Origin of the sequence: Paraburkholderia haematera (genome assembly GCF_905220975.1) — a bacterium.
Lineage (GTDB): Bacteria > Pseudomonadota > Gammaproteobacteria > Burkholderiales > Burkholderiaceae > Paraburkholderia > Paraburkholderia haematera.
In genome coordinates this window covers 153,610-166,600 of record NZ_CAJNBK010000010.1, presented here as the reverse complement: position 1 = coordinate 166,600, position 12,991 = coordinate 153,610, and the positions used below count along the sequence as shown (strand labels likewise).

The 12,991-nt window shown below is 59.7% G+C and carries 14 protein-coding genes; 6 read left to right on the top strand and 8 right to left on the bottom strand.

Features of this window, described 5'->3' with window-relative positions:
* Window positions 1–56 precede the first annotated feature (56 nt).
* Window positions 57–278 (top strand): hypothetical protein, encoded by a 222-nt coding sequence (locus KHO23_RS19295; RefSeq protein ID WP_211612862.1) that lies wholly within the window; start codon window positions 57–59, stop codon window positions 276–278.
* Here KHO23_RS19295 and KHO23_RS19290 read toward each other — a convergent pair.
* Window positions 275–1,096: a class I SAM-dependent methyltransferase gene (locus tag KHO23_RS19290; RefSeq protein ID WP_211612861.1), complete on the bottom strand. Its 822-nt coding sequence runs from the start codon at window positions 1,094–1,096 to the stop codon at window positions 275–277. The genes KHO23_RS19295 and KHO23_RS19290 overlap by 4 nt on opposite strands.
* A gap of 720 nt (window positions 1,097–1,816) precedes the next feature.
* On the opposite strand from KHO23_RS19290, the gene KHO23_RS19285 reads away from it, so the two are divergent.
* Window positions 1,817–2,512, top strand: a complete 696-nt coding sequence (locus KHO23_RS19285) for a WbqC family protein (RefSeq protein WP_211612860.1) — start codon at window positions 1,817–1,819, stop codon at window positions 2,510–2,512.
* 336 nt (window positions 2,513–2,848) lie between these two features.
* Here the strand turns inward: KHO23_RS19285 and KHO23_RS19280 are convergent, their stop codons facing one another.
* The 3 genes from KHO23_RS19280 to KHO23_RS19270 all read right to left on the bottom strand — a co-directional run bounded on the left by KHO23_RS19280 (window position 2,849) and on the right by KHO23_RS19270 (window position 6,560).
* On the bottom strand, window positions 2,849–3,148 hold the full coding sequence (locus tag KHO23_RS19280) for a flagellar protein FliT (RefSeq protein ID WP_211612859.1): 300 nt from the start codon (window positions 3,146–3,148) through the stop codon (window positions 2,849–2,851).
* Between the two features lie 19 nt (window positions 3,149–3,167).
* Window positions 3,168–4,991 carry a flagellar filament capping protein FliD gene (gene fliD, locus KHO23_RS19275; protein WP_211612858.1) on the bottom strand — a complete coding sequence of 608 codons (1,824 nt, stop codon included), beginning with the start codon at window positions 4,989–4,991 and terminating at the stop codon, window positions 3,168–3,170.
* A 147-nt stretch (window positions 4,992–5,138) separates the two neighbouring features.
* The gene (locus tag KHO23_RS19270; protein WP_211612857.1) at window positions 5,139–6,560 is read right to left on the bottom strand and encodes a flagellin N-terminal helical domain-containing protein; all 1,422 of its coding nucleotides are present in this window, start codon (window positions 6,558–6,560) and stop codon (window positions 5,139–5,141) included.
* A gap of 268 nt (window positions 6,561–6,828) precedes the next feature.
* Between KHO23_RS19270 and KHO23_RS19265 the strand changes: the two genes are divergently transcribed.
* Window positions 6,829–7,770 carry an aldo/keto reductase gene (locus tag KHO23_RS19265; protein ID WP_211612856.1) on the top strand — a complete coding sequence of 314 codons (942 nt, stop codon included), beginning with the start codon at window positions 6,829–6,831 and terminating at the stop codon, window positions 7,768–7,770.
* Window positions 7,771–8,128: 358 nt separating this feature from the next.
* Window positions 8,129–8,341, top strand: a complete 213-nt coding sequence (rpsU, locus tag KHO23_RS19260; RefSeq protein ID WP_006050883.1) for a 30S ribosomal protein S21 — start codon at window positions 8,129–8,131, stop codon at window positions 8,339–8,341.
* A 135-nt stretch (window positions 8,342–8,476) separates the two neighbouring features.
* Here the strand turns inward: rpsU and KHO23_RS19255 are convergent, their stop codons facing one another.
* A complete protein-coding gene (locus tag KHO23_RS19255) occupies window positions 8,477–8,902 on the bottom strand; it encodes a hypothetical protein (protein ID WP_211612855.1) in 426 nt (141 codons plus the stop codon).
* Between the two features lie 198 nt (window positions 8,903–9,100).
* Window positions 9,101–9,697 (bottom strand): DNA-3-methyladenine glycosylase I, encoded by a 597-nt coding sequence (locus tag KHO23_RS19250; RefSeq protein WP_211612854.1) that lies wholly within the window; start codon window positions 9,695–9,697, stop codon window positions 9,101–9,103.
* 140 nt (window positions 9,698–9,837) lie between these two features.
* On the opposite strand from KHO23_RS19250, the gene KHO23_RS19245 reads away from it, so the two are divergent.
* Complete coding sequence (locus tag KHO23_RS19245; RefSeq protein ID WP_211612853.1) at window positions 9,838–10,719, top strand: BadF/BadG/BcrA/BcrD ATPase family protein; 882 nt, start codon at window positions 9,838–9,840, stop codon at window positions 10,717–10,719.
* 87 nt (window positions 10,720–10,806) lie between these two features.
* Complete coding sequence (locus tag KHO23_RS19240) at window positions 10,807–11,628, top strand: Cof-type HAD-IIB family hydrolase (RefSeq protein ID WP_211612852.1); 822 nt, start codon at window positions 10,807–10,809, stop codon at window positions 11,626–11,628.
* Between the two features lie 70 nt (window positions 11,629–11,698).
* On the opposite strand, the gene KHO23_RS19235 is transcribed toward KHO23_RS19240, so the two are convergent.
* Together KHO23_RS19235 and KHO23_RS19230 are read right to left on the bottom strand one after the other, a co-directional pair.
* Entirely contained in the window at window positions 11,699–12,001 is a 303-nt protein-coding gene (locus tag KHO23_RS19235) for a PXPV repeat protein (protein ID WP_211612851.1), read from the bottom strand.
* 285 nt (window positions 12,002–12,286) lie between these two features.
* Window positions 12,287–12,982 (bottom strand): histidine phosphatase family protein, encoded by a 696-nt coding sequence (locus KHO23_RS19230; RefSeq protein ID WP_211612850.1) that lies wholly within the window; start codon window positions 12,980–12,982, stop codon window positions 12,287–12,289.
* Window positions 12,983–12,991: the final 9 nt, after the last annotated feature.

The window sequence follows — 12,991 nt, the reverse complement described above, 5'->3', positions numbered from 1 at the left end:
CTACGGTGGTCTGAAAACAGGCGCGCGCAACCTGGGGCGGCTTGTCGAGAGTTAATTTGCGCCACACAAACGTCGTCGACTACGATTCGCGCAGCAACATCTTCTACTCGTCGCGCGACGCCTATGAGGGATTCGAGGCGGGGCTCGCGCGCGGTGGCCTCGAAAATACCGCGGCGCCGACGGCGCGCGAAACTTGCTACCGCGCAGATCCTGCGCTGACCCGACTGCGCTTCCCAATCTGGCAGGCCGTAGCACGCTTCATGGGGACGATCCGTTAAAACCCTTTCCAGTAGTCCACAAAGCCATCTTTGCAATGGAACCAGGTGCTTTGCAGTTCGCGATTGATTGAGGCGATCATCCTGCTAACACCTGCGCCTTTCTCACGCAGAAGCACCCAGCACTTGGCTGGCGGGCAATATATAGACGAGCGGTAACCCCATTGCTCCATCAGTATCTCCATACTCCTGTTAGTGTGGAATGCCGTGTGCACAGGTGGGCGCAAATAAAACCAGTTGGGATCGGCTGGAACTCTTTCACAAACAACTGTATGTATGATCAAAGCTCCATCTTGATCGACCATACCGTTTACTGCGTCCAGATCTTCTCGCCGTAAAACGTGTTCGAACATTGCTGAATTGATAACCGTCTTGTAACGCCCAAGGTCAGCGCGATCAATATATCTTCCCGAATTGTCGCCTTGCACATAGCGGTCAAATACGGGTACCTTAAGGCCGTAGTATTTCCACATTATGTTGCTCAAGGTGCCATATCCAGCGGCGTAGTCAACCACACTGTCCAGGCTGATTACGTTATTTTTACCGAGAAGCGATAACATGATCGCCTGCTCGGCGTACGGCGGCTGATTTCCCTTGGTCTCGTTGTCCGGGTTCTCGATGTAGTGGTGAAAGTGTTTGTTTAGTTCGTCCCATATCTTCTGATCCAGTGCGCTATGAGTTCCAGACAGAACAAAGCCGCAATGCCTGCATTTGTGATAATCCACAGTGCCAATCGGCCTCATGAATTCAGCGAAGGGACTTTCAGTATATGTCTTCGAGAAATAGTAGTCGCTGTCGGATTCGCAAATTATGCACTTCATTTCCCTATTTCCTCTTCACGTTAGTTTTTGCCAACCGCACGATCTCTCCACCGTTTGGCGCAGACTGGTGACTAGCCGGTGGGATCTGCGTTGCGGTTTGGGCGCGCGATGCAGCGCGCGTTTGGGCAAGTTGGCGCCGCCGCCATCGAGTCGCGTTTGCCGTATCCGCGCAATCCTATCCGCCAGCGATTGGAGCGTACCAACCGGAAGTTTGATTCACAGAGGGACCGCCGATCTGTCGATCAGAGGACGAAAAGCCCTTCATTTCGTACACGTCCGGCCCCTGTTGTCGGCGTGGCTTTGCCGGATTCACGCGTGCCGCACGCACTCACGCAACTGTCCGAGCGAAGGGGCGCGACACCGGTACCGCTCGCCGCGATACGGTACCGACCTGCGAACACGATTCCATTGCCGGAATTGAGACGGTGCGAGCGAAGCACATCGGCGAATGGGCATCCCTGTCCGCACTCTGTTGGATGGCGCCCTGGTACATCGTTCCGGCAGATCGTGCAAATAAAGACGGAAATGACGTGCTATTTCCCGCTTGTCCGCACGCAGTCGCCCTGTATGCTGCACGACAACTTCAAACAGACGAATTGATGAACTGGAGCACGCTGTCGTCGCGACGAGCCTGTTTTGCCGCTGAGTCATCTCACTGCTCCGGCACCTGGGCACATCCAGGTTTCGTTTTGACTGACAGATTCTGGTAGCGGAGGGTCGATGAAAGTAGCCATTATGCAACCTTATTTTCTGCCGTATATCGGATATTTTCAGCTGATAAAAGCGGTAGATGTCTTTGTCGTCTACGACAATATAAAATACACCAAAAGCGGCTGGTTCAACCGAAATCGATTTCTGTTAAATGGAGAAGGCGTCTACTTTAGCGTTCCGATAAAAAAGGACTCGGATTATCTTAACGTCGTGGAGCGTAAGCTGGCTCCGGAGTTCGATGTAGACAAGCTGGTCAATAAATTGAAGGCTGCCTATCACAGGGCGCCGAACTTTACGCAAGGATTTTCTATCCTCAACGAATCTCTATTGCCTAACGAAGCCAATTTATTTGATTTTATAAAGCACTCGATCGATAAGGTGGTTGAGCGTCTGGAAATTAAAGCTAAAATTCTCGTTTCATCATCAATCGAGATCGATCATACGTTGAAGGCGCAGGACAAGGTGATGGCGATATGCCGGGCGCTGGGCGCGACCACCTACATCAATGCCATTGGCGGAATGGAGTTGTATTCAAAGGAGGCCTTCCGCCAGAACGGAATCGACCTCGGATTTATTAAGTCGAGGCCAATTGAGTACCGGCAGTTCGCTAACGATTTCGTGCCGTGGCTCTCGATCATTGACGTCGTCATGTTCAATGATATTGACGTTGTCAAGTCGATGCTCGATGCGTATGACGTGATTTAGGCGTGCTGGTTCGCCGATGCGCAGTTACATCGCGCTTACCGCATCGACCTACCTGGAACAACAAGGTGTCCAAGGCCTATCGACGATCGATGCGCAACGACGAGGTTGCTGTCGGCAATATGTTGAAAGGCCGGCACAGCGTAGACTGAGCTCCGCGCGCTACTGTCGGCATTCATCACGGACCTGGTCCGGCAACGCTCGCAACGGATCATCCGGATCCGCAACCCGCGGATACTGTGAGCGCCGCGATGCGCTGATCCCCAACCACGCTCCCACTGAATAAAAAGTACGACGAGCCCTGCGCGCGGCTTTTCGCAGGCCCGCAACCCTTCCGATTCAGCCGCGGGCCGTGCGCAGATACTGTTGGGCTGCCTTCGTCCGACCGATCGCCTTCTCGTATTCGATTTCCATTTCGATCTGGGTCGCTTTCGCGTCCGCGAGGATGGCGGCATCGATCGCCTGGATCTTGCGGATCATCTCGAGCGTGGCGGGCTCCTGCTGCGCGCTCAACGCCATCAGCAGCGACGAGCGTGCTTCCGTCAGGCGGGCCGCCTCCGGCCAGTCGGCGAGAGACGCTGCATGCCCGATTTCCTGCGTCATCGAGAGCAGGTGTTTGACTGAAGATGTCTGGTTCATACCGAACGGTTCCTTTCGATCAGTTCTTGTTGGATGCCAGCGAGCCCGCGCTGTTGGTGCCGCCGAACAACTGCGTCAGGTATTGCGAGTTGTTGTTCATCGTCGCCATCAAGGTGTTGAGGGCCGTGAACTGCGCCTGATACTGGCTCGTCAACTGCGCTGAGTAGTTGGTGAGGGCCGTTTGCTGTGTGGCGACGCTGGCAAGGTCCGTCTTGAGTGCAGCCGTCTCGGTGGCGATGATACCGCCCGTCTGCGTGAAGTTCGTGATGCTGTTGTTCAACTGCGCGGCGACGCCGGTCTTCGTGTTGAACAGCGAGGCAACGGTCGCCGGCGAGCTGGTCAGTGCGGTGTTCAGCGCCGTGTTGTCGACCGTCAGCGAGCCATCCTGATTCAATGTGATGCCGATCGAGGCGAGTGTGAGGGAGCTATTACCGTTCTTCACACCACCGCTGACAATATTCGAAAGCGTGTTCTGTACCGTATTGGCCATAGAGTCGCCCAGCAGCGGGCCGCTCTGCGATCCTTGCGCCTGCGTGCTGTCGAACGACGTGAGCGTGCCCATTGTCGTCACCAGCGTGTTGTACAGGCTGACGAAATTGGTGATTGCGGTCGCCTGCGAGCTCGTGTCGGACGTGATGTTCAGTGTCTGCGTATTGCCGACGGTCGCGCCGGACGACGAGGTGGTGCCGAGCGCCGCGGCGGTCAGGTTCAGGGTGACGCCGGCGATTGCCGTCGTCGACGTGTTGGTGGAACTGCTGACTGGCGTGCCGTCCACGGTGAAGAGTGCGTCTTGAGCGGACTGCGTCTGGGTCCATGCGCCGCCTGCGGCAGAAGTGACCGACGAAGTCGCTACCATGTTGCTGAGACTCGACAGTCCCTGATCGTTCGTCACGCCGCTCGTCGAGACGCTGATAGGGCTCGAACTGCCGTTGGTCGAGGTCAGCACGAGCTGGTCGCCGCTCGAAGTGGTGACGACGCTTGCCTTCACGCCGGGATTGCCGCTCGCGCTGTTGATCGCATTTGCGACGTCGGTCAACGTATCCGCCGGCGAAGCGATATTGACGGTCATCGAGTTAGCCCCGAGCGACACATTCATCGTGCCGCTACCGAGTTCCTTGGTCGCGCCGAACGTGCCCGACGTGAGCACGGGTGAGGATGTCACCCCAAGGCTCGACAGGCCTGCGCTGCTCGAAGAAACGCTGATCGTGTTCGCTGAACCGGTAGCCGTGGAACGCAGCACGAGGTGCGCGCCGTCCGTGCCGGTGACGACGGTTGCCGAGACGCCCGGATTGTTGGTCGCGGAGTTGATCGCCGCGGCAATGCCGCTTAACGTGTTGTTCGTTGAATCGATGTTGACGCTCATCGACTGGCTGCCGAGCGAGACGTTCAACGTGCCGGTGCCGATCTGCGTAGTGGCGTTGAAGGCGCTTGAGGAAATGGTCTGTGCCGCCGCGACTTGCGAGACCGCAATCGAATAGCTGCCTGCCACGGAGCCTACGCCGGCGGTTGCGGTAAGGCCCGTTCCGCTTGTGGTCGTCGTGTACGACGCCAGCGTCTTGCCGTTCGCCAGGTTGGCCACGCTGGCTTGCAGTGCTGACAGTGCCGCCTGGAGCGTGCCGATCGCCGAGATTTTCGTATTGTCGCTGGTTTGCTGCGCACTCAATGCCGACGTCTGGCCGGCCACCTTCGCGTTGACAAGCGCGGTCACCAGCGACGAGACATCAAGCGACGAATTGCCGGTCGAGCCGCTGATGATCGACTGTGCGGCCTGCTGAAGCGCGGCATTGGTGCTCGCGGTTGTATTGGTGGCAGTCGTGGATGATGCCGTCGAGACGGTTGACATGGAGCGGCTCCGTGCGTCGGTGAGTCAGTCAAGCTTAGGGTGTTGGTTCAGAACGCAGTGCGGGAGGCTGAGCCTCCCGTAAAACCGAAACTATCGCATACGCGTCGCACTATACGCACGACGCGTATGCCGTTACTACGTGAAGCCTTATTGCAGCAGTTTCAGAACTTGCTGCGGCAGCGAGTTGGCCTGTGCCAGCACCGAGATACCTGCTTGTTGCAGCACCTGCGCCTTGCTCAGGTTCGCCGTTTCTTGTGCGAAGTTGGCGTCCTGGATTTGCGATTGCGCCCCTGCCAGGTCGGTCGACTGGGCTTGCTGAGTCGTCGAGATGGCCGTGAAGCGGTTTTGTGCCGCACCCAGCGTTGCCTGGATGTTGTTGACCGTGGTCAACGCGTTGTCGATGGCTTCCATCGCCTGGTTCGCGCCGCTGGTCGTGCTGATGTTGATGTTCGACACCGTCGGCGGCGCGTTGTTGGCCGAGATCGTGCCGAAGTTGCTGGTCGGCGCCCCTGTGAAAGCGACCGTAGCCGTCGCGGCGGTACCCTTGTTGCCGGACGTGCCGAAGATGGCGGTAGTCGCTGCGGACGACAACTGGCTGCCGTTCTGATCAAAGAAGACAACGTTACCGCTACCATCCGATTTCGCCGTAATCGACGTGATCGCGTTCGCCGGGCTGGCGCCTGCGATGTTCGCGCCGGTCGCCGCGTTGACACTGATACCACCAATCGTACCCAGCACCGTACCAGCGGTTACGCCGGCAGCGTTATTGGTGTTAATGGCAGTCAGTTCCGTCGCCGGATTCAACGCGCCAGTGGTGGTTGCAGTGAGCGTGCCGACGGTCGGTGTTGTGCCAAACAGCGTCTGGACAGCGCCACCTGCGGCCGTTGAAAGCGTTTGGTTGTTCTGATCGGTGAACGTGTACCCACCGTTGCCATTGGACAGCACGTTGATCTGGGTGATCTCATTGCCTGTGCTGGTACCGTTGACCCATGCTGCGCCGGCCGAATCCACCGACACACCGATCGAGCCAAGGGTGGCACCTGCCTGTACCTTGCCGCCGCCGAGCGATGAGGAGGACAGGCTTTGCGTCAGGTTCAGGCTGACCGTCTGGCCGACGTTTGCGCCGACCTGGAACGACACGCTGCCTGCCGAGCCGTCCAGAATGTTCTGGCCGTTGAACTGAGTCTGCGACGCGATCCGGTTCACTTCGGAGATCTGCTGTGCCACTTCCTGCTGCAGCGCGGCCTGGTTGTCGGCCGTCAAGCCACCGCTCGATGCCTGCACCGCCAGCTGGCGAATACGTTGCAGGCTCGACGTGATCTGTGCAAGACCGCTCGATGCCGTCTGGATCATCGACACGCCGTTATTCGCATTCGACACGCCCTGATTCAGGCCGTTGATCTGCGTTTGCATGCCGGTCGAGATTGCCAGACCTGCTGCATCGTCAGCTGCGCTGTTGATGCGCTTGCCCGACGACAGACGGGTGATGGCTTGCGAAAGGGCGCTTTGCGAGCCATTGAGGTTTTGCTGTGCAACCAGCGAGTTGATGTTGCTATTGATTCCGAGCATGGAAAATCTCCTAAATAAGCCGTGAGCCCAATACGCCACGTTGGCATCGGCGGAAGCACTCGTTCATTGCTGGCCGCCTCAGTGAAGGTTGACGGCCCGTCTAAAAAAAACTTGAGGGACTTTGTGCAATAGCGACCCAATTGTTTTTCAGGCCGGTTGGGCCACCGCTCGTTTGTGAGCTGCTCGCAGCCTTGCTCGGACGATCCACTGCAGCTATTGAAAAGACGGCGTATTCTCCTTTTCTCTTGTGACAGACCCTGGAGAAATCATGCAAAAGCGCCGGATTGGACGTTCCGAATTAGAGGTCGCGCCGCTTATGTTCGGTGGCAATGTATTTGGCTGGACCGCCGATGAAGCCACCTCGTTTTCGATCCTGGATGCCTTTGTCGATGCGGGGCTCAACTTCATTGATACCGCCGACGTTTATTCCGCCTGGGCGCCGGGCAACCAGGGTGGCGAATCGGAAACCATCATCGGCAAGTGGTTCAGGCAGAGCGGCAAGCGCGACAGGATCGTGCTCGCCACCAAGGTTTCCAAGCACCCGCAGCGCAAGGGCTTGTCCGCGGCGAACATTCAGGCGGCAGTCGAGGATTCGCTGCGGCGCTTGCAAACCGATTACATCGATGTCTATTTTTCTCACGACGACGACACCGAAACGCCGTTGGCCGAAACGCTTGGCGCCTATCAGAAGCTAATCGAGGCGGGCAAGGTGCGGGTGATCGGCGCGTCGAACTACAGTGGCACGCGCGTCGAGGAGGCGCTCGCCGTGTCCCGCCAGCATGGGCTGCCCGAATACCAATTGTTGCAGCCGGAGTACACCCTGTATGACCGCGCGGCGTATGCGCGCGACACCGAGCCGGTGGCGCTCGCCAATCAGCTGAGCGTGGTGGTGTACTGGAGCCTCGCGAGCGGCTTTCTATCCGGCAAATACCGTTCGCAGGCCGATCTGGCCAACAAGGCGCGCGGTAGCCGGGTCGAGAAGTATCTGAACGAGCGCGGTTTGCGCATTCTGGACGCGCTCGACCGGGTCTCCGAACGGCATGGCAGCACGCCCGCCACCGTCGCGCTGGCCTGGCTGATCGCCAGGCCGAGTGTAACGGCCCCAATTGCCAGCGCAACCTCCGTCGACCAGCTCAGGAGCCTGGCCGCCGCCGTCCATCTGGTGCTGACAAGCACCGATATCCGCGAACTGGACGAGGCCAGCGCCTGATTGCCCAAGGGACCTGGCGCGATCGCTAAACCCCTGGTAGGATGGTGAGTTTCCTGATATCATCGGGAGTGAATTGAGATCTTTGCCTGTTTCGTCAATGTTTTTCATTGATGAAAGGTTGGCGAAACGGCAACAGACGCTGCTTTGGCATTACGTCTGTCCGCGTTCCGCGGTGAACTCCCCACCTCTCTTTTCCGGCCTCCGTGGCCGTTATGCCTCTCGTTTCATTCGTGGTTTGGCCGGGTTCTGCCCGCGTTTGCCTGTTACTGGCCATGAATCGAAACGACCGGAGGGCCGGCGCGTGAGCGGTATCCCGCCACGCAATTTACCCCTATCAAGTGATTGAGTTAGGAATTACATGACGACGATTCTTCTGAAAGAAAACGAGCCGTTCGAAGTGGCGATTCGCCGCTTTCGTCGCGCAATCGAAAAGAATGGCCTGATCGCTGAACTGCGTGAGCGTCAATCGTACGAAAAGCCGACCACGGCACGTAAGCGCAAGAAGGCTGCTGCTGTGAAGCGCCTGCACAAGCGCCTGCGCAGCCAGATGTTGCCGAAAAAGCTGCACTAAGCACGTTTTTTCACGCACGCTTTTGCGTGCGTTATGCACGCCGAACGGCGGTGTGAGCTTCGAAAGAAGCCACATCGCCGTTTTGCTTTTGGTGGGTCGTTTTGCGTTAGTCCTTTGCGGCTGCAGAGCGGCGCCTTACGCAGCGCTCTTCAGGCGCTCCGCAGACAGGTGGAATTGCCGGGCAATCGAGCTCAGGCGCTCATGCCATTCCCACGTGCCGAACACGTCATGCACGTTTTGCAAGCAACTGAGCAAAGTGACAGTGGTAGGGTCGTACACATTGAGGTGAGCGCGCAGGAGCGCCTTTTTAAGCGCAGATATGCCGGCATCCATATAGGCGGGCGCCTCGACGGGCGTTTTGCCGACGTAGCGCACCGGAACGCCTTCCATCGCGGTCACGTAGTCGAGCGGCTTGATAAAGTGGCCGACCGGGCAGCCACCGCAGTAGCCTCGGTAAGCGCCGCCGCCGCGCGGCAGCAAGGCGGCGCGCTTCTGGCCGAGTAGATGATCCACAGCCTGATCGAAAATTTCCTGATGGGTCAGGAAGTTCAGGGATTTCATGGTTGGTCTCCCATGCTTTACGCAGCGGTTATTCGTTGTTCGAGCGCATGAGTGGCAGTATCGGGCACGCGCCGATTCGCGAAACCCGGACTAACACAACGAAAAGCCTTCAATTCGCGGGTTTGGCTCGTTTGCCGTGCATGCCGCCCCCGCGGCGCTTCAGACGCGCTGCACCAGGCGGCAGTGACCGCTGCCGCCTCAGCTGGCTTTGCGATTGCGTCCCTTCTTGCCCAGCGCCGCGCATCGCGCGCGGCACATGCAGCTCGCCTCGTGATCGTTCACCATGCCGACCGCCTGCATGAACGCGTAGCAGATCGTCGAGCCGACGAACTTGCAGCCGTAGCGCTTCAACCCTTTGCTGAGCGCGTCTGAGATTTCGGTGGATGCGGGCGCCTGTTGATACGATGCCCAATCGTTCTGGATCGGCGTCTGATCGACGAACGACCATACGAAGTTGGCGAGCGAGCCGTGTTCGGCCTGAATCTGCAGTACGGCGCGCGCGTTGGTAATGGCCGACTCGATCTTGCCGCGATGGCGCACAATGCTTTCGTCAAGCACCAGTGCATCGACGTGTTTGGGCGTAAAGCGCGCCACTTTGTCGATGTCGAAGTCGGCAAAAGCACGGCGATAGCCGGTCCGTTTGTTGAGAATCGTCGACCATGACAAGCCCGCCTGGGCGCCTTCCAGCACGAGCATTTCGAACAGGTGCCGATCGTCGCGCGAGGGCACGCCCCATTCGGTGTCGTGGTAGTGTGCGAGCGCTTCGCTCGATACCCAGTTGCATCGCTGTGTCACTTTCGCGCTCCCGCGTTGTCATGTCGCCCGTCAGCATAGCGGAAGCCGTGCGTGCCGCAAGCTGGCCTTTCGGCCGATTGCCGGATTGAAACTGACCTGCCACGCTATGCGTTATTCACCACCTGAACTGACTCAATTCGATGAATAAAGACCTCTTTCTGATCGGCATCGACGGCGGCGGCAGCGGTACGCGCGTCGTTCTGGGCGACGCGCAGGGCCGCGAACTGGCGCAGGCGGGGAGCGGGCCGTCAGGGCTGGGCCTTGGTGTGGAACGCGCGTGGCAGGCTATTGGAGCCGGCTGTGCCGATGCATTTGCCCATGCCGGGGTGCCGCTGGACTGGTCGCGCTGCCTACTTGGCTGCGGGTTGGCTGGGGTCAATAACCGAGACTGGCTGGCCGCGTTTCGCGCACAGGCGCCGGCGGTGGCCGGGCTCGCGGTGGAAAGCGATGTGTACACCAGCTTGCTTGGCGCACACGGCGGCGCGCACGGTGTGGTTGTCGCGCTTGGCACCGGCAGTCAGGCGGCCGCGCTCGACGGCAACGGCGAATGCCGAATCGCTGGCGGCTTTGGTTACCCGTCGGGCGACGAAGCGAGCGGCGCCTGGCTCGGACTGCGGGCCATCGTCCACGCGCAGCAGGCGCTCGACGGGCGTGTGCCCAACGACGAACTGGCGCAGGCGCTGCTCACCCACACCGGTGCGCATGATCGCGACACCCTCATAATCTGGTCGTGTGAAGCCAATCAGACAGCTTATGCAAGGCTCGCGCCCATCGTCATCGCGCATCGCACGCACCCGTTCGCGGCGCGTTTGCTTGGTGAAGCTGGCGACGAAGTGGGTAAGATGATTGCCGCGCTCGACCCCTTGGCGGCCCTGCCGGTCGCGCTGTGCGGCGGTCTCGGCGCACCGTTGCGTGAATACGTGCCACAGATTTATCAGCCCCGTTTGCGCGAGCCGTTGGCGGACTCGGCACACGGCGGTTTGCAGTTGGCGCAGCGCGAAGCGGCTCGCCTCGCCGGTTGAGAATCGTCTCGCGCGCCGGCGGCGATCTCGCGGATGCGGCGCACAACGGTAAAATGCGTTCTTTGACGCTGCCCGGCTGCTCACACTATGTACAAAGTCATTGCCACGGACCTCGACGGCACGCTGCTCAACGCCGATCACAAGGTGGACCCGTTCACGATCGCCACCGTGCGTAAGCTGGAAAGCGACGGGCTGCACTTCGTGATCGCGACGGGGCGCCACTACTGCGATGTCGCGGGCATTCGCGACCTGCTGGGCATCAACCCGTATCTGATCACCTCGAACGGCGCGCGCATTCACGCGCCGGACAACGCGGTGATCCACGCCGATGACCTGCCGCCGGCCATCGTGCAGCGACTTGTGCAGCCGGAAATCGCCGGCGCGCACGGCCGCGTGATCGTCAACCTGTTCGCCGACCAGGCGTGGTTGATCGACCGGGATGCGCCGGAGCTGCTGAAATTTCATCAGGACTCGGGCTTCACGTACGAGGTAACCGATCTGCCGAAGCACGACGGTGTGGACATCGCGAAGGTACTTTACATCGGCGAGCCCGCCGATCTCGCGCATGTCTCGGCCAACCTGGCGCGCGAATTCGGCGACGCGCTGTACGTCACGTATTCGCTGCCAGACTGCCTGGAAGTGATGACGTCGAACGTTTCGAAGGGGCGCGCGTTGCAAATCGTGCTCGAGCGCCTCGGCGTCGGCGCCTCGCAATGCGTGGCGTTCGGCGACAACATGAACGATATCGATCTGCTGGAGACAGCCGGCCATCCGTTCATGATGAACAACGCCAATCCCAATCTCATCACGCGTCTGCCGGACGTGCCGCGCATCGGCAATAACTTCGAAGCCGGCGTCGCGCACCATCTGCGCAAACTTTTCTCGCTCGACGACGAACTGATGTCCTGAAAACGGACCGGCCCGCGTCCTCTTTCGGGGATGCGGGCCGGTTCAGCGCTACGATCAGGCAGCGCTACGATCAGCCGTGCCAACCGCCGCGGCGATCGCCACGGTCATCGCGGCCCCAGTGGCGGTCGTTGTGATCCCAACCGCGATCATCCCGGCGGTCGTCTCGATAGTAGCCGCCGCGGTCGTAGCGATGGTCCCAGCCGCCGTTGCCGTAGTACACCGGCTGCGGCGCTACGTAGACCGGTGCCGGCTGCGCATAGACCGGCACGCCGAGCGACAGGCCGATGTTCAGATCCGTATGCGCCTGCGCAACACCGCATGCGCCCGCCGCGAGTCCAGCCGCAACCAGCAAGTGAGTGACGATGCGTTTCATGGTGTTCTCCTGTGAGGCGACGTGGGTTTGTCGCACAGGACCAATCTACGCATTCTGGGCGTTGGCGACTGCGACGAGATGTTACGGGCTGCAAGCATCGTCGCAGCGTTCGAATGGCTGTAGAAGGAACATTCGAACGCTGCGCGCCGGATCCGCTTGCCGCTCGAAGCCCTGTCATGCAAGGATTCCCGGCTCCTTGGGGCGAGCCGGCACCCGGTTGCCGGCAGCCGTTGCAACAATCTGACAGCCGCGCTCGTAATTGCGGCTTACACCTGTAGTACCCGATTAATCAACCGAGTTCGCTGAAGCACCTGCCGCGGCCGCAGAAGGGGCACCCGGGAGCGCCGCGCATGGGCAATCCGCAGCTCGGCCGTTCAGTCCCTGACGGTCAAGCTTGAAACTTGCGCGGGCCGTGCCGTTTTGCCAGTCGAGGTGAACAACATAGATGCTGTCGAAATCGTCGCTTTGCCAGTTGGGGACATCGGCGGCATTGCCGCCATGCGCGCTCATCATCTGGCGCAACAACTTCACGATCAGCTTGTGTTCCCACGCAACGACAATCAGCTTGTTGCGATTGGAAGGATTGACGAGCGCCATGCCGAGTTGGTCAATCTGGGCGAAGCCATACGGCGTTTGGACCGGCATCTGGAATTGGATGGCGGTCGGCTCGATAGTCGCGAGCGGCCGAATATAGTAATAGGGGTGACCGCTGTCGTCTTTTTGCTGACTGGGATCGGGCGCATAGATCGCGTCCGGTTTGCCGAACTTGGCGGCGATCACGGCCGGCAAGGCCAGCGCATGATTGAGCCCCTGGCAATTGAGCTGGCCGTACCCCTTGGCGGGTTTTTCGCCGTGGCGCACGAATACGAGCGTTTCGGTATTGCCGTCCGCCGCATGGGCCGCGGGTAACGCAAGCACGCCCGCACACAAACCGGCGACGGAAAGTGCAACGCCATGCAGGAATCCGCGGAAACGGGTCATCGGTAGCAC

Bases quoted from the DNA above. Each gene is read 5' to 3' on its own strand.
- KHO23_RS19235 (WP_211612851.1), bottom strand. From the start codon at position 12,001: ATGAAACGCATCGTCACTCACTTGCTGGTTGCGGCTGGACTCGCGGCG.
- KHO23_RS19290 (WP_211612861.1), bottom strand. From the start codon at position 1,096: ATGAAGTGCATAATTTGCGAATCCGACAGCGACTACTATTTCTCGAAG.
- KHO23_RS19240 (WP_211612852.1), top strand. From the start codon at position 10,807: ATGTACAAAGTCATTGCCACGGACCTCGACGGCACGCTGCTCAACGCC.
- KHO23_RS19255 (WP_211612855.1), bottom strand. From the start codon at position 8,902: ATGAAATCCCTGAACTTCCTGACCCATCAGGAAATTTTCGATCAGGCT.
- fliD (WP_211612858.1), bottom strand. From the start codon at position 4,991: ATGTCAACCGTCTCGACGGCATCATCCACGACTGCCACCAATACAACC.
- rpsU (WP_006050883.1), top strand. From the start codon at position 8,129: ATGACGACGATTCTTCTGAAAGAAAACGAGCCGTTCGAAGTGGCGATT.
- KHO23_RS19285 (WP_211612860.1), top strand. From the start codon at position 1,817: ATGAAAGTAGCCATTATGCAACCTTATTTTCTGCCGTATATCGGATAT.
- KHO23_RS19245 (WP_211612853.1), top strand. From the start codon at position 9,838: ATGAATAAAGACCTCTTTCTGATCGGCATCGACGGCGGCGGCAGCGGT.
- KHO23_RS19265 (WP_211612856.1), top strand. From the start codon at position 6,829: ATGCAAAAGCGCCGGATTGGACGTTCCGAATTAGAGGTCGCGCCGCTT.
- KHO23_RS19230 (WP_211612850.1), bottom strand. From the start codon at position 12,982: ATGACCCGTTTCCGCGGATTCCTGCATGGCGTTGCACTTTCCGTCGCC.
- KHO23_RS19270 (WP_211612857.1), bottom strand. From the start codon at position 6,560: ATGCTCGGAATCAATAGCAACATCAACTCGCTGGTTGCACAGCAAAAC.
- KHO23_RS19280 (WP_211612859.1), bottom strand. From the start codon at position 3,148: ATGAACCAGACATCTTCAGTCAAACACCTGCTCTCGATGACGCAGGAA.